Source organism: Microbacterium shimangi (genome assembly GCF_043556445.1).
Classification (GTDB): Bacteria; Actinomycetota; Actinomycetes; order Actinomycetales; family Microbacteriaceae; genus Microbacterium.
Genome location: NZ_JBIGII010000004.1, coordinates 285,561 through 301,428, shown reverse-complemented (window position 1 = coordinate 301,428; position 15,868 = coordinate 285,561). Strand labels below are relative to the sequence as shown.

Below are 15,868 nucleotides of genomic sequence, written 5' to 3'. Positions count from 1 at the left end.
ATCCGGCCCGGCTCAGCAAGCGGTCACGACCGTTTCAGACCCCGAATCCCGAGTCAGGATGCGTCGCGTTCGGCCTTCAGCAATTGGTGACGCAGAGCGCGGCGGGCCGCCTGGATCTCGGGGTCGGGCACCGGGATGGCCGCGATGAGGCGCTGCGTGTACGCCTCCTTCGGAGACCGGAGGATCTCGTCACGCGTGCCCTGCTCGGCGATCTTGCCGTTGTGCAGCACAACGATGCGGTCGGCCATGGCGTCGACGACGGCGAGGTCGTGGCTGATGAAAAGGCACGCGAAGCGGTACTCGCGCTGCAGCTCGACCAGCAGTTCGAGCACGCGCGACTGCACCGATACGTCGAGTGCGCTGGTCGGCTCGTCGGCCACCAGAAGGCGCGGCTTCAGGGCCAGGGCCCGGGCGATGCCCACTCGCTGCTTCTGCCCGCCCGAGAGCTCGTGCGGGTAGCGGTTGCGGTAGCTGCGGGGCAAACGGACCTCGTCGAGCAGCGTCTCGACGCGGCGGTCGAGTTCTGCCCCCTTGGCCTCGCCCGACAGCAGAAGCGGTTCGCCGATGCTCTCGCCGATGGGGAGACGCGGGTTCAGTGAAGACGAGGGGTCTTGGAAGACGATGCCGACCCGACGGCGGAGCGAACCGATCAGCTTGCGACCCCCCGCACTGATGTCCACGCCGTCGACCACGAGCTTGCCCCCGGCGATCGGCTGCAGGCCGATGGCTGCGCGGCCGATCGTGGACTTCCCCGACCCCGACTCGCCGACCAGACCGAGGATCTCGCCTTCGGCGATCGTGAGCGAAACTTCGTCGACCGCTCGGAACGCGCCGACCTTCCCCCGCTTTCCGTACTCGACCGAGACGCGGTCGAGCGAAAGGACGGGTTCGCCGACCAGGGGCGCCGGGGCAGCAGCATCCGGCACCGCCCGCTCGTCGCCGCCCCCCTGTACTTCCTGGACGACCTGCGCCAGTGCCTGTACGACGTCGACCGTCTCGTCGCCGCCCGCGCCCTCACCCAAACGGGGCACCGCCGCGAGGAGTTCCTTCGTGTACGGGTCTCGCGGGGAACGGAGCACCTGCGACACCTCGCCCTGCTCGACGACCTCACCGTCCTTCATGACGATGATCCAGTCGGCGAGGTCGGCGACGACGCCCATGTCGTGGGTGATGAGGAGGATCGCCGAATCGAGACGGTCCCGGAGGTCGCGGAGCAGATCGAGGATCTCCGCCTGCACGGTCACGTCGAGCGCCGTCGTGGGCTCGTCGGCGATGAGGAGCGCGGGGTCGAGGCTGATGGCCTGGGCGATCATCGCACGCTGGCGCTGGCCACCCGAAAGCTGGTGCGGATAAGACGCGAACGCCTTCGCCGGGTCGGGAAGACCGACCAGGCCGAGGAGCTCCATGGCGCGCTCGCGCGCTTCCGACGGGCTCTTCGACGTGTGCGCCCGAATCGCCTCGATGACCTGGAAGCCGACCGTCAGCACGGGGTTCAGCGCCGTCATCGGCTCCTGGAAGATCGCTGCGACCTGCGGGCCGCGGAGTTGGCGCAGCTGCCGCGGGGTCAGCCCGGTGATCTCGCGCCCGTTGAGCTTGATGCTGCCGCGGACCCGGCTGTTGCGGGGCAGGAGGTCGAGGATCGCCATCGAGCTCGCGCTCTTCCCCGACCCCGATTCGCCGACCACTGCCACGACCTGGCCGCGCTCGATGCGGTAGTCGAGATGCTTCGCCGCGGGGACCCACACATCGTCGACGGCGAAGTCGACGCTGACGTCGGTCATCTCGAGTGCGGGCGCCTTGGGCTGGACGGGAGTGCTCATGATGCGATCCTTCCCGCCGTCACCCGAAGGGGCGCGACGATCGTGGATGGGAGAATGGCCGTATGGCAGCCGTTGTTTTCCGCTCGACGTTCAACAAAGTGCTGAGCTTCGTGGCGTGGGGTCTGCTCGCCGCCGCGGTGGTCGTCACCCTGGTGACGCCGGGCGGACTCTCGGTCTTCCCGGGAGTCGCGCTGGGATGCGCCGGTGGCGCCGCGCTGGTGTGGGCGCTGCTGTGGTCGCCGCGCCTCAGCGTCGACGACGGCGGCGTCGAAGTGACCAATGTCTTCAGTGCGTGCCGCGTTCCGTGGGAGGCGCTGATCCACGTCGAGACGCAGTTCGCGTTGACCCTTCGGACGCCCCATCGTCGCGTCCGCGCTACGGCCGCTCCGGCGCCCGGCTCGCTCTCGTCGCTGCGCGCCGCCCGGTCGTACCGACGACGCACCGGCGCGGAATCCACCGGGGTGCGTCCCGGCGACCTGCCGGGAACCGACTCCGGGGATGCCGCGCAGCTGGTCCTCGCGCGGTGGCACGACCGTCGTGATCGCGGGCTGATCGAAACGGGTCTGGCCGAGTCGATCACCGTGCGCCCGGTCCCCCGCGTGGGCGCGATAGCCGCTGTGGCGACGGCCGTTCTCGCCCTCGCCGGAGCGGCGCTGCTCGTCTGAGAGCGTGGGAAGGGTCACGCCTGTTCCTTCGTCCGGCGCAGCGAGAAACGCTTCTGCCGCGGATCGAACGCGTCGCGCAGGCCGTCGCCGACGAAGTTGATCAGCAACGCCAGAATCACGATGAACGCCGCCGGCCACCAGAACAGCCACGGCCGCGTCTGGAACGCCGACTGGTTGTCGGAGATGATGAGGCCGAGCGACACCTCGGGCGGTCTCACACCGAGCCCGAGATAGCTCAGCGCAGTCTCGAGCAGAATGGCGGACGCCGCGAGCAAGGTGGCGGCCACGATGACGACCCCGATCGCGTTCGGCAGGATGTGCTTGAAGATGATGCGCGCATCGCTGGCTCCCGCGACGCGGGCGGCCTCGACGAACTCGCGCTCCCGCAGCGACAGGAACTCGGCCCGGACGAGACGCGCGATGACCATCCACGACACCATCGCGAGGAAGAAGGCGAGCGGGAGCACTCCGATGTTGCCCACGGTCCGACCGACGACCGCGCCGATCACGAGTACGGGGATCACGATGAAGACATCGGTGATGCGCATGAGGATCGAGTCGACGATTCCGCGGTAGTACCCCGCCAGCGCACCGATCACGGTGCCGACGACGGTACCGACGATGCCGATCACGAACATCACCAGGATCGAGTTCTGGATCCCCCGCATCGTCATCGCGAAGTAGTCGACGCCGATGCGGTCCTGTCCGAAGGGGTGCTCCCCGAACGCCACTCCCGATCCGCCGAGCCACTGCGGGAGGATCGACATGGTGGGGGCGCCGCCGTCGAGCTGGGCGTTGAGGGTCGAGTAGTCGTACTTCCACCAGCCCGGGATGGGTCCGATGCCGACCGCCGAGATCGAGAACACGGCGATGAGCACGAACAAGATGCCGGACACCACCGAAACCCGGTTCGCCAGGAACCGGCGGAGAATCAACCGGCCTTGGCTGACCCCGACGGTGGTGTCGATGGTCTGCGTGGTCGGGGGGCCCGTCTGCGGGTCCACCGGCTCGGGCATCATCTGAGTCATCGCGTAACCTCCCCGCCGAAGCGGTCGTCGCAGATCATGCCGCCACCCGCACGCGCGGGTCGAGCGCGGCGTAAGCGAGGTCGGCAAGGAAGTTGAACAGGATCGCCGTCACCGCGATCACCAGGAAGTACCCCATGACGGGGTTCAGGTCGGCGCGCCGGATCGACGAGACGAAAAGTTGTCCCATCCCGCTGATGGCGAAGACCTGCTCGGTGATGACCGCCCCGCCCAAGAGCGCGCCGACGTCGGTCGCGATGAGGGTGACGATGGGAATGAGCATGTTGCGCAGCGCGTGGCGCATGACGACCGTTCGCTCACCGAGGCCCTTCGCACGGGCCGTCCGAATGTAGTCCTGGTTCATCACCTCGAGGAGTCCCGAGCGGGCGTACCGGGTGTACCCGGCGAACGAGATGAGCAGCAGCGCGATCGTGGGCAGCAGGAGGTGGGTGAAGGAATCGATCCCCGTCAGCCACACGTCGCCGTTGAAACCAGGTGTGCTCGCGCCGACGGTCGCGATGGGACGCCCGCCGATACGCGGCGAATTCACGTACGCGGGCCACGACTGCATGAAGCGATCCAGCACGACGAGCGCATAGGAGATGAGGGCGACGATCGCACCGATGCGGGCAGCGAGACCCCGATCGTTACCGCCGAGGACGAGACCGGAGATGATTCCGATCGCGACCAGAGCGACACCCAGGATGATCAGCGTTCCCAGCGACGAGATGTCGAACAGGCCCTGAAGCGCGAAATAGGCGATGTAGGCGACAACTCCGTTGATCACCGCCACGATCAACGCTCGACGGTTCTCGAGTCCGGCCAGAAGCGCCGTCGTGAGCACGACCGTGCCGGCGATGAGGAGGAAGAGCCCGACGGGGCCGAATCCCGGGTTGCGGAACCAGTCGGCCAGGTCGAAGTACACCAGGAGCGCTGCGGTGGCGCCCGCGGACACCAGGGCGACGAAGAGACGTCGGCGCCGATTGCCACCGATCATCGCCTGCCAGACGACGGCGCTGATCAGGGCGATCACCACGATCACCACCGGCGGGATCGACGTCGCCGAGACGAGGAAGTCGTTGAATCCGATCGCGAGGAACTCCTTCAGGAGCACCGCGATAAGGAACGACGGCAGCGAGTAGAGGAAGAAGCTGACGAGCGTCATGCCGAAGTCGAACCCGCTGTACTGGCGGAGTGCGGTGATGATACCGACCGAGACGCCGAGGACGATGGCGATGACGAACGCGACCGTGACGAGCTGGATGGTCGAGGCCATGGCGGCCGGCAGGATCGCCGCAACCGGTGCGTTCGAGATCGTCACGCCGAGGTCGCACTGACCGACGAACGGCACGAGGCACTGAGCGGCGCCGCCGAGCCACATGAAATACCGGAGCGGCGGGGCCACATCCAGGTCGAGCGCGCTGATGCGCGCGGCGATCAGCTGATCGCGGTTGGGACTGTTGCTGCCCAGGAGGTCTTCCAGCGGGTTGCCGGAGTTCGCCGACAAGACGTACATGATGAACGACGCCGCCAGCAGAACGAGGATGGAGACGGCGATGCGCCTGAGGACGAATCCGACCATCGCGGGACTTCCTTCGGTCGAGAGGGTGCGCGCATCGCAGATGCGATCACGACAGGATAACGGCTACCCGAGACGGGCAAGGCGAGGCGCCGGAGCCTTTCGACTCCGGCGCCTCGCTGAGATGCGGTTCAGCCAGTGGTCACCGGGCGGCTATCAGCCGGCCAGGGTCCACTCCTGGGCGTTCCACACGATGCCCGTCTGTCCACCGAAGTAGTCGATGCCCGTGACGGTGCCGTTGTCTGCGAACAGACCCGGCGACTGGAAGAGCGGCAGACCGTAGAAGTCCTTCGCCGTCGCTGCGTCGATGTCGATCTTGATCTGGCCGAGCTCATCCTCGTCGACCGTGACCTGGCTCTCGTCGACGAGGGTGTCCACGTCGGCGTTGCTGTACAGGTTGTAGTTACCGCCACCGTTGGTCTTGAAGATCTGCGGCAGGGCAGCGTTACCGGCACCCGGGGAGACCCAGCCGAAGATCGACGCGTCGTAGGTGCCGCTGCCGAGCAGCGAGCTCCAGTCGGGCGAGCCGGCGTCCTCGATCACGAAGCCCGCCTCCTGAGCCGACTGCTGGATGGCACGGAAGCTGTCGACACGGTTCGGGTTGTTGGTGTTGTAGAGGATCTTCACCGTCGGGGTCGCGCCCGCGAGGAGGGCCTTGGCGCCCTCGATGTCGGGCTCGGTGTAGGCGTCGTAGCCGCTGGCGGCGACGGCGTCGCCGTACTGGGCGTCGGTCGGGAGGAAGATCTGCGAGTTCAGAACCTCGGCGTCGGGGTTGACCGGGGTGACGATCGACTCGAGGATCTGCTGACGCGGGATGGTCTTGAGGAAGGCCTCACGCACGTTCGCGTCGGCGAAGACACCCGAGAAGCTCAGGTCGAGGTGGTCGTACGCGAGCTGGTCGCCGGCGTGAACCGTGGCACCGTTCGCTTCGAGCGCGGCCAACGTGTCGGCCGACGGCTGCGGCTGGACGGCGTTGACTTCACCGTTCTGGAGGGCCGTGACCTGGGCGTTCGCGTCGCCGATGAAACGGATCACGAGCTGGTCGTACGCGGGCGACATTTCACCCTTGTACTCGGGGTTCTTTTCCAGCGTGATGTTCGACTCGGGCTGGAAGTCGGTCACGATGAACGGGCCGCTCGCGACGAGGAGGCTCTCGTCGGTCGGCATCGTCGTGACGTCGTAACCGGTGTTCCAGAAGTCGGCGACGGCCTTCAAGGTAGGGTCGGCAGCGACGGGCGCAGCGACGTCGCCCTTGGGGAGGGTCGAGATCTTCTCGACGAGCTCATCGACCGACACGCCGGCCTTCTCGGCGAGCACGTGTGCCGGCTTGCCGATCGGGTTGAAGAGGGTGTAGTCGACGTAGGGGTCGCTGTAGGTGATCGTCATCGACAGGTCGTCGTCGCCGAACTCGGGGTAAGCGGTGGTGTCGATGCCCGCCGTGCTGCCGGCGAGGCTGAAGTACTGCGTGCCGCCGTTGGTCACGTCGCCCGTTGCGGGGTCGATCTCCGCGTCGTTGAAGTAGCCCGAGCTGATGACCCAGTTCACGAGCATGTCGTCCGCGGTGATGGGCTCGCCATCCGACCAGGTCAGGCCCTCGTTGAGGGTGTACGAGACCGTCAGGGGGTCCTCCGAAACGACCTCCATGGTGCCGAAGTCGTCGTTCTGCAGAACGCTGTAGTCCTTGTCGAGACGGAGGAAGCCGCCGAGGCCGAGGCCGCCCGACACACCGGTCAGGTAACCCACCATGCCGTTGGTGTCGAGGTTCGCGTCGGGGGTGTCGGCGTTGAACGAAGTGAAGGCGTTCGTCGTGGCGACCGTGATCGTCCCGCCGCTCTCGGTCGGGGTCTCTGCCTGGGGCGCGGTGGTGCAACCGGCGAGGGCCAGCGCGGTGACCGCGATGCCCGTTCCGGCTACGAGGGCGCGCTTGCGCCACGTGTGTGAAAACACATTTCCTCCTGTGCAAGGGGTGAGCGCGTCCACGCCGAATCGGGGGGCCCTCAACGGGACGCAGTTAGGGAAACGATAGGTAAACGACCAGCCTTGGTCAAAACTGTGGTCGCAAACGTTACATACCCTTAACTCGACCCCTCACCGATGTAGCAATCTGACAAAGCCACTCCGGTGCGCGGTCAGTTCAGGGGTTGCCAGGTCCAAAACTCGCGGGGCGCTCCCCAGGGCGAGGCCGTATACGAGACACCGCCCACCGTCGCCGAGTGGGCGACGACTCCGGATGCTTCGACCAACGGCATGCCGTAGAGGTCGTCGAAGAGTTCCCGATCGATCTCCTGAGCGACCTCGACCACGTGCTCGGGATCGGTGCTCTCGCGCATCTCGATGAGCGCTCGTACCGCGTCAGCTCCGCCCGCTCCCCCCACGACGCGCTCGCGCGCGGTTTCGTAGAGCGAAGCGGTCACCTCCGACGACACCAACTCCGCGTCGGCCGGGTCATCGCCGGTCGCGGAGCGCACGTCGATCCCTACGACGTCAGCCATCCGGGTGATCTCAGTGAACAGATCAGCCGAGAGCGGGTCTGTCGGGTCGTAACGGACCCGCACCTGCGGCTCGTCCCCATCGAGGAGTTCGGCGGCGCGACGAGTATCGGCGCCGCCCCCCGGCGAGCCGTTGTCGGCGATGATGTCGTCGTACGCCGAGCCGGATGCCGCTGACGCGAGGAAGGAGCGGAGCGGCGCAGCATCCGGATTCGTCGCCTTCACCGTCTCGGCGACCAGCTCATCGCGGTCGAGCGACAGCATGAGGGCTTCTCGGGTCGTCTCTTCGAGGCGCTCGGCCTCGTCGACGAAGACGAGACTGATGGTGCGCGGACGCGGACCGGTGAGGATGTCGGCGCCGCTGCTCTCGAGGTCGGCGATCGATGCCTCCGAGAGGCTGCCGAGATTCGCCACGTCGACCTCGCCCGAGCGCACGGCGGCGAGTTGAGCCTCATCGTCGGGGAAGAATCTCACGGTGAGGCGGTCGAACGCCGGGTAATGGGTACCCGCGTAATCGGGGTTGCGGGCGAGTTCGAGCCGGTCGCCCTGCCAGGACTCCGCGAGATAGGGCCCGTTCGAGACGGCAGTGGAGAGGTCCGGCGCGTTCGGGTCGACGTCGAAGCCGGTGGACCACGCCTTTCCGGCCGCCAAAAGCACCGGATTCGGCTCGGCGGGCGCCTCGGGGTCGCCCTGGGGGGACTCGCGGATCGCGCGGAGTATCTCTCCGGCAGGCAGCCCCGCCTTCGCGGCGACCACGTGCACGGGACGATCGAGCAGCCACTGCCGGTTCCAATCGGCGAACGGGTCGTCGTAGGTCACGGTCAGGGTGCGCTGGCGGGTATTGAGCTCGGCGCGTGAAGTGTTGCGGTAGGGAGCCGGCGTATCGGCGGTGTCGAAGTACCGGGTGCCGCTGACCACATTGCCCTGCTCGTCGTACGTGGCGTCGTCGAACCATCCCGAGCTCACCGCCCAGCCGAAGAGCAGATCTTCGAGCGACACCAGCGTGCCGTCCGACCACATGCGCCCCTCGTGCAGCGTGTAGACGACCGTCAGCGGATCGTCGGAGATCTTCTCGACCTCGCCGAAACCCATGTTGGCGGTGACCTGCAGATCGTCGCCGATGAAGGCGAACGACTCCTGCAGGTACTGGGCGACGGCCAGGTTCGCGCCGGTCGCGCCGTGCGCGGTCTCGGGGTTGAAGCTCGTGAGCTGTCCGACCGTACCGACGGTGACGGTCGTGGGTGGAGGCGTCGGGGCGATTTCGGGCGGCACGGCGGTGCATCCGCTCAGCACCACCAGAGCGGCAACGGTCGCAACCGCTGCACCCACGATGTTCCTCGGCGTTCGTCCCGAACCCATAAACCGTAAACCTCCTGCGTGAAACACTTTCAGATGGTCGCACACCGTGCTGTGGCACCCTGGGAGGATGCCCACCGAAGCCGTGCCCGCACCGACCTCGCCGGGCGGTCGCGCCCGGTGGGCATGGGAGATCTCGTTGGTCTTGGCCGTGAGCGTCGGGCAGTCGGCGCTGTACTCGGTCTTGTCGCTCATCCGCGCGGCGATGCGCACGACCCCGATCGGCGAGCAGCAGACCCAGCTGAACCCCGCGCAGGATTCGGAGGCGCTCTGGGACGTCGTCTACCGCTTCTTGTCGATCGCGTTCGGGCTGACGATCGTCGCACTGGTGATCTATCTCCTGTGGGAGCCGGGCACGAACGCACTGCGCCGCATCGGGCTCGACTTCACGCGTTTCGGCGGCGACCTCGGCCGGGGGTTCGCTCTCGCCGCCCTCATCGGCATCCCCGGGCTCGGCCTGTACGCCGTGGCGCGGCTCACCGGGTTCAACGTCGCCGTCGAGGCCTCACCGCTCGATTCCGCGTGGTGGGTCGTTCCGCTCCTCGTGCTGTCGGCGATGCGCGCGGGTCTGACCGAGGAGGTCATCTTCATCGGCTACCTCTTCGACCGGCTGCGGCGCGTCGGTTGGTCGTGGTGGACGATCATCGTCGCCACCGCCGCGCTCCGGGGGGCCTACCACGCTTACCAGGGCCTCGGCGCGGTGCTGGGAAACTTCGTCATGGGCCTCGTCTTCGGATGGTGCTACCGCCGCTGGGGTCGCGTCATGCCGCTCGTCCTCGCGCACACGCTGCTCGACGTCGTCGCCTTCGTCGGCTACCCCGTCGCCGCGGCGCTGTGGCCCGGCGTCTTCGCGCCAGCATCCTGACCCCCCTCGCCCGCCCGCGCCCGCGCATCCGCGAGAATCGGCCGGGCGTCAGGGACTCGGCGCGCCGCGGTGATTGTCAGACGCCGCACCGATCGAGTGTTCACCGACGATTCCTCCCCCACCCGGCTACGCGGGCGGTTGTCCACGGTGATCCAGGCCCCAGCCTGCGGCGAGAGCGTAAGGGCCACGCTGACGTGATGCCCCTCATCACGCTTCATCCCTCGCCCGTGGAGCTCTACCTCGCCGCGGACGACGGTATCGGCTCGACGAGACTTCGCACGGCCGCGACCATGCTGCGGGTGCGCTTTCGCGTGTACGCCCGTTCCGCAGCGTGGGCGAAGCTGCACCCTTGGGAGAGGTACCTTTCACGCGTGCACGCCTATGCGCTCGTCTCGCCGGGTGCGGTGTTCTGCCTCGAGTCGGCGGCGGTGCTGCTCGGCATGCCGGTCTTCGGCGAGCCGCGAGATATCCACACCTACGCGCAGGGCCGCCCTACGTCGACGCGGTACGGCGACGTAGTCATTCACACCAGCGCTCAGGACCGCCCGTTGTTCGCCGGCACCGGAGGCCTGCGTGTCACCGCCTCCATCCAGACCGCGCTCGATCTGGGCCGAGTCCTCCCACCGGCGTTCGGACTGGCCGTCGCCGACTCCGCGGCTCGGTCGTCCATCGACGCGGCCGCCGCGATAGCCGCGTTCCGGCGCGGCGTCACGGAGCAGATCAGCCCCCGAGGCCGCGCCCGCTTGCGGTGGCTCGCCGATCGGATTGATGCCGTGCCCGAGTCGCCCGGCGAGTCGGTGAGCCGAGCCGTCATCGAATGGCTGGGATACCCGCGACCGGAATTGCAACACACCTTCAGGTACGAAGGAATCACCGACCGCGCTGACTTCTTCTGGCGTGAGTACCGCGCCATCGGTGAGTCGGACGGCTGGGGGAAATACGAGGGCACCCCGGAAGAGGTTCGAGAGCGGCTCCGGGCGGAGAAGGTCCGCGAGGATCGCCTTCGCCGCTACGAGCGCTCCTTCGGCAGATGGGACTGGCGCGACACGATGCGCGCGGAACCGCTCGACCGGAAGCTCGCCCTGATGGGGCTCCCCGTTCTGGCTCGCCGGAACAATGCCGCACTGACGACCCTGCGCAGCCATTCGCGCTCTCTGTCGCCCAGCGAATCGGCGCGGCGTCGGGGAATCAGTGCGCCGCACCAATTCTCGGACGCAGCGCCAAGTCTCACCGGCTAGGCACGGGGTACGGGCGCGCGGCGAGCGCGCCGGCTAGGCGAAGGCCTCCACCGGCGGGCAGGAGCACACCAGATTGCGGTCGCCGTAGGCCTGGTCGATGCGGCGGACCGGCGGCCAGTACTTCGAGCGGATGAGCGAACGCACGGGGTACACCGCGAGCTCGCGGGAGTACGGATGCTGCCACTCGGCCGCGATCGCCGATTCAGCGGTGTGCGGGGCGTTCACGAGCGGATTGTCGGTCGCGGGCCACTCCCCCGCGGCGACCGCGAGCGCCTCGGCCTTGATCGCGATCATGGCCTCGACGAAACGCTCGAGTTCGGCGAGGTCTTCGGACTCGGTCGGCTCGATCATCAGCGTGCCCGCGACGGGGAACGACATCGTCGGCGCGTGGAAGCCGTAGTCGACGAGGCGTTTCGCGACGTCGTCGACGCTCACGCCGGTCTGCTCCCGCAGCGGCCGAAGATCGAGGATGCACTCGTGCGCGACCAACCCGTTCTCGCCCGTGTACAGCACAGGATAGTGGGCGCGCAGGCGTGCGGCGAGGTAGTTCGCCGAAAGAACGGCCGCGCCGGTGGCCTCCCGAAGCCCCGCAGCACCCATCATGCGGACGTACGCCCACGAGATCGGCAGGATGCCCGCCGAGCCGTGGGGAGCGGCAGAGACGGGTCCGCCGTCGACGCCGTACGAGGCCATCCGCTGCGCGAAGGGATGCGACGGGAGGTACGGCGCCAGGTGCGCCTTCGCGGCGACGGGCCCGACCCCGGGGCCGCCGCCGCCGTGCGGGATCGCGAAGGTCTTGTGCAGATTGAGGTGCGACACGTCTCCGCCGAGGTCGCCGAAACGCGCGTACCCCAACAACGCGTTGAGGTTCGCGCCGTCGACGTACACCTGCCCGCCCGCGTCGTGCACCGCCCCCGTGATGTCGAGCACGTCGTGCTCGTAGACCCCGTGGGTCGACGGATACGTGATCATCAACGCCGCGAGCTCGTCTGCGTGTACGGCGATCTTCGCCCGCAGGTCGCCGAGGTCGACATTGCCGGCCTCGTCGCAGGCCACCACGACGACGCGCATGCCGGCGAGAACCGCGGAGGCGGCGTTGGTGCCGTGCGCCGACGACGGGATCAGGCAGACCACCCGGCCCTCTTCGCCGTTCGCCCGGTGGAACCCGCGGATCGCCATGAGCCCCGCGAGCTCGCCCTGCGATCCGGCGTTGGGCTGCAGCGAGACCTCGTCGTACCCGGTCATCTCGGCGAGCCACGTCTCGAGCTGTTCGACCAGTTCGAGGTACCCGCGCACGTCGGCCTCGGGGGCGAACGGGTGCACGCGCGCGAACTCCGGCCAGGTCACCGCGGCCATCTCTGTTGCGGCGTTGAGCTTCATGGTGCACGAACCCAGCGGGATCATTCCGCGATCGAGCGCGTAGTCGCGGTCGGCGAGCCGCTTGAGGTACCGCATCATCGCGGTTTCGCTGCGGTGGTCGGAGAACACCGGGTGCGTGAGGAACTCATCGGAGCGCAGCATCCCCTCGTGCACACCACGCAGCGGCACCGCGGCCTCGAGCGACAGCTCATCGCTCACCGGGAGGCCGAACGCCGCGGCAACGGCAGCGAGGTCGCGCGCCGTCGTGGTCTCGTCGACGGAGACCCCGACGGTGGCATCGTCGACCCACAGCAGTTGATAACCGAGCTCGCGTGCGCGATCGATCACCCGCCCGGCAGGGCCCGGGGTGGTGACGCGGATCGTGTCGAAGAACGCCTCGGATGCTGTCGACAGCCCGAATGCTCGCAGTGCCTGCGACAGCGCATCGGCCTTGCCGGAGACGTCGGCGGCGATCGCGCGGAGGCCTTCGGCCCCGTGATACACGGCGTACATCGCGGCCATGGCGGCCAGGAGCACCTGTGCGGTGCAGATGTTCGAGGTCGCCTTCTCGCGGCGGATGTGCTGCTCCCTCGTCTGCAGCGACAACCGGTAGGCGGGGTGACCCGCGGCGTCTTGCGACACCCCCACCAGTCGCCCGGGAAGCTGGCGCTCGAGCCCCGCGCGCACGGCCATGTATCCGGCGTGCGGCCCACCGAAGCCGAGAGGGACGCCGAAGCGCTGCGTCGTTCCGACCACGACGTCGGCGCCCAACGATCCCGGTGAACGCAGCAGCGTCAGCGCGAGGAGGTCGGCCGCGACGACGACGACGCCACCGCCGAGTTGCACGGCGCCGATGGCTTCGGTCGGGTCCCAGACCCGCCCCGACGCACCGGGATACTGGATCAGCGCGCCGAACGCCTCGACCGGGGCGTCGAGGGAGCCGAGGTCGGTGTACTCCAGCCGCACGCCCACCGCGGCGGCGCGGTGCTCGAGCACGGCCTTCGTCTGCGGCAGGGTGTCGGCGTCGACCATGAAGACATCGGATCGCGATTTCGACGCGCGCCGCGCCAACAGCATGCCCTCGACCGCGGCGGTCGCCTCGTCGAGCATCGACGCGTTGGCCGTCGGAAGCCCCGCGAGGTCGCTGACCATCGTCTGGAAGTTGATCAGCGCCTCGAGCCGCCCCTGCGATATCTCGGGCTGGTACGGCGTGTACGCGGTGTACCACGACGGGTTCTCGAGCACGTTGCGCGAGATCACCGAGGGGGTGAACGTGTCGTAGTAGCCGAGTCCGATCATCGCTCTCGCGGGACGGTTGCCGCTCGCCAGGCGCCGCAGCTCGTCGAGGGTCTCGGCCTCGCTCGCTGCGGCGGGAATCGCGGTGGTGGCGCGCTCGCGAACGTGAATCGATGCGGGGACCGCCGCCTGCACGAGGGACTCGACCGAGTCGTAGCCGAGGGCGTCGAGCATGTGGCGCTGCGCGGCAGCATCCGTGCCGATGTGTCGTGCGACGAAGGGAGCGCTCATGCGTCGCCCTCCGTGAGAGCGATGTACGCCGCGCGATCGAGAAGCACCGTCGTCTCGTCGGTCACCCGGATCTTGAGCAGCCAGCCCTCCCCGTAGGGGTCGCTGTTGACGAGCGACGGGTCGTCGACGACGGCGTCGTTGATCTCGACGACCTCGCCCGTGAGCGGCGCGTAGAGCTCGCCGACCGATTTGGTCGACTCGATCTCGCCGCAGACGCCGGCCGCCTCGACCGCGGACCCGACGGCAGGCAAGTCGACGAACACGACGTCGCCGAGCTTGTCGGCGGCGAAGTCGGTGATTCCGACGGTGACCACGCCGGGCGCCGAGCCTCCGTCGGCCCCTGGGCCCGTCGAAGGGTCCGAGCCGATCCATTCGTGTTCGGCGGTGTAGAAGAGGGCGTCGAGATCGGTCATTTCTTCCTCCGGTAGAACGGCAGGGCGGTCACAGTGGCGGGTATGCGGGTGCCGCGTACGTCGATGGTCAGTGCGGTTCCGGGGGCGCTCGCCTCGCGAGAGACATACGCCATGGCGATCGGATGCTGCAGGGTCGGGCTCAGTGCTCCGCTCGTCACTTCGCCCACCAGGGTGTCGGCGTCGAACACCGCGTAACCGGCCCGGCCTGCGCGCTTGCCCTGGCTGGTCAGGCCGACCAGGACGCGCGCGGGAGAAGCAGCGGTCTCGAGTGCCGCCTTGCCGATGAAGTCGGCCTTGTCGAGCGCGACGACCCGGCCGAGGCCCGCTTCTTCGGGGACCATATCGCGCGAGAGTTCATGACCGTAGAGGGGCATCCCGGCTTCGAGGCGCAGGGTGTCGCGGGCGGCGAGGCCCGCCGGCACGAGCCCCGACGGCTCGCCCGCGGCAAGGAGGGCGTCCCACAGCGGCACCGCGACCCGATTCGGTACGAGCAGCTCGAAGCCGTCTTCGCCGGTGTATCCCGTGCGTGCCACGAACAGCGGTTGCTTCTCGAAGGCGCCCGCGGTCGAGGCGTAGTACGGCAGTTCGGCGAGCGGGGTGCCGGTGATCTCGATGCCGGCCGTGGCCTCGACGATCTCGCGCGCCCGAGGACCCTGGACAGCCAGCAGCGAGGTCTGGTCGCTCACGTCTTCGACTCGGGGGACTTCGGCGCCGACGACGAACGCGAAATCGCCCCGCAACGGCCCGTCGAGGAACGCGTGCACCCGTTTCCACGCCGCGAGCGCAGCATCCAATGCCCCGGCCACCGCGGTGCGGTTCGCAGCGTTCGCCACGACGAGAAAGTACGAAACGCCCGTGCGGTAGACGATCACGTCGTCGACGATGCCGCCATCGTCGGCCAGCACCAGGGAGTACTTGGCCTTGCCCACCGGCATCGCCGAAATGCGACCGGCGAGCGCGTAATCGAGGAAGTCGGCGGCCCGGCCATCGTGCACCCAGAACTCGGCCATGTGCGAAATGTCGAACAGGCCGGCGGTCTCGCGCACGGCACGGTGCTCGGCCAGGTCGGAGCCGTACCGCACGGGCATCATCCACCCACCGAAATCGGTGAAGGCCGCGCCGTGTGCCTCGTGACGCTCCCGGAGCGCCGTGTAGACGGGTTCTGCGTGATCAGGTTCTGCGCCGCGGGGTTCTGACATGGAGTTCTCCCGGTTCAGCATCGGGTTGTCGCCTCGCGGCGACGGGAACTCCCCCTCTGTCATGGGCCTGAGAGTTTCGGTGCGTCACCCCGGAGAGCGGATGCTGCGCCTTTCACCGTCGGCGGACGCCGAGACACGCTCGACATCGCTTTCCAGAGTGGCCCGATCGGCGCGGTACGCGTACCTGAGAGATTGGCGGGGAGGCTTGCTCCTTCGGTGCTCGGCGTGGATCTCCGAGGCTCTCCCGCAACGATCGTGGGGCCGTATGGACTTGTCGCGATCAGCATAGCGGCCGGTTCGGCCGGTCCACCGTCGGGCCGGGCAGACGCTCGA

At 68.2% G+C, this 15,868-nt stretch carries 11 protein-coding genes and 2 riboswitches; of the genes, 3 read left to right on the top strand and 8 right to left on the bottom strand.

Features of this window, described 5'->3' with window-relative positions; translation table 11 throughout:
- Positions 1 to 53: 53 nt before the first annotated feature.
- A complete protein-coding gene (locus tag ACFXQA_RS08250; protein WP_394519338.1) occupies positions 54 to 1,820 on the bottom strand; it encodes a dipeptide ABC transporter ATP-binding protein in 1,767 nt (588 codons plus the stop codon).
- Positions 1,821 to 1,882: 62 nt separating this feature from the next.
- Between ACFXQA_RS08250 and ACFXQA_RS08245 the strand changes: the two genes are divergently transcribed.
- Complete coding sequence (locus ACFXQA_RS08245) at positions 1,883 to 2,485, top strand: PH domain-containing protein (RefSeq protein WP_394519337.1); 603 nt, start codon at positions 1,883 to 1,885, stop codon at positions 2,483 to 2,485.
- A 14-nt stretch (positions 2,486 to 2,499) separates the two neighbouring features.
- On the opposite strand, the gene ACFXQA_RS08240 is transcribed toward ACFXQA_RS08245, so the two are convergent.
- From ACFXQA_RS08240 to ACFXQA_RS08225, 4 genes are all read right to left on the bottom strand, one after another.
- Positions 2,500 to 3,513: an ABC transporter permease gene (locus tag ACFXQA_RS08240; RefSeq protein WP_394519336.1), complete on the bottom strand. Its 1,014-nt coding sequence runs from the start codon at positions 3,511 to 3,513 to the stop codon at positions 2,500 to 2,502.
- Between the two features lie 34 nt (positions 3,514 to 3,547).
- Positions 3,548 to 5,092, bottom strand: a complete 1,545-nt coding sequence (locus tag ACFXQA_RS08235) for an ABC transporter permease (RefSeq protein WP_394519335.1) — start codon at positions 5,090 to 5,092, stop codon at positions 3,548 to 3,550.
- Positions 5,093 to 5,245: 153 nt separating this feature from the next.
- The gene (locus ACFXQA_RS08230; protein WP_394519334.1) at positions 5,246 to 7,036 is read right to left on the bottom strand and encodes an ABC transporter family substrate-binding protein; all 1,791 of its coding nucleotides are present in this window, start codon (positions 7,034 to 7,036) and stop codon (positions 5,246 to 5,248) included.
- A gap of 182 nt (positions 7,037 to 7,218) precedes the next feature.
- Positions 7,219 to 8,907 (bottom strand): ABC transporter substrate-binding protein, encoded by a 1,689-nt coding sequence (locus tag ACFXQA_RS08225; RefSeq protein WP_394519333.1) that lies wholly within the window; start codon positions 8,905 to 8,907, stop codon positions 7,219 to 7,221.
- A gap of 97 nt (positions 8,908 to 9,004) precedes the next feature.
- Here ACFXQA_RS08225 and ACFXQA_RS08220 point away from each other — a divergent pair, with 97 nt between their 5' ends.
- Together ACFXQA_RS08220 and ACFXQA_RS08215 are read left to right on the top strand one after the other, a co-directional pair.
- Positions 9,005 to 9,799: a CPBP family intramembrane glutamic endopeptidase gene (locus ACFXQA_RS08220; RefSeq protein WP_394519332.1), complete on the top strand. Its 795-nt coding sequence runs from the start codon at positions 9,005 to 9,007 to the stop codon at positions 9,797 to 9,799.
- Positions 9,800 to 9,996: 197 nt separating this feature from the next.
- Positions 9,997 to 11,037 (top strand): hypothetical protein, encoded by a 1,041-nt coding sequence (locus ACFXQA_RS08215; protein WP_394519331.1) that lies wholly within the window; start codon positions 9,997 to 9,999, stop codon positions 11,035 to 11,037.
- A gap of 33 nt (positions 11,038 to 11,070) precedes the next feature.
- Here ACFXQA_RS08215 and gcvP read toward each other — a convergent pair whose 3' ends face one another.
- From gcvP to ACFXQA_RS08200, 3 genes are read right to left on the bottom strand one after another with little or no spacing between them, the layout of a single operon-like run.
- Positions 11,071 to 13,923: an aminomethyl-transferring glycine dehydrogenase gene (gene gcvP / locus ACFXQA_RS08210; RefSeq protein WP_394519330.1), complete on the bottom strand. Its 2,853-nt coding sequence runs from the start codon at positions 13,921 to 13,923 to the stop codon at positions 11,071 to 11,073.
- Complete coding sequence (gene gcvH / locus ACFXQA_RS08205; protein WP_394519329.1) at positions 13,920 to 14,336, bottom strand: glycine cleavage system protein GcvH; 417 nt, start codon at positions 14,334 to 14,336, stop codon at positions 13,920 to 13,922. The genes gcvP and gcvH overlap by 4 nt, the downstream gene beginning before the upstream one ends.
- Positions 14,333 to 15,535, bottom strand: a complete 1,203-nt coding sequence (locus ACFXQA_RS08200) for a glycine cleavage system aminomethyltransferase GcvT (RefSeq protein WP_394519328.1) — start codon at positions 15,533 to 15,535, stop codon at positions 14,333 to 14,335. The genes gcvH and ACFXQA_RS08200 overlap by 4 nt, the downstream gene beginning before the upstream one ends.
- 46 nt (positions 15,536 to 15,581) lie before the next feature.
- Positions 15,582 to 15,697: riboswitch (glycine riboswitch) on the bottom strand.
- Positions 15,698 to 15,792, bottom strand: a riboswitch (glycine riboswitch).
- Positions 15,793 to 15,868: the final 76 nt, after the last annotated feature.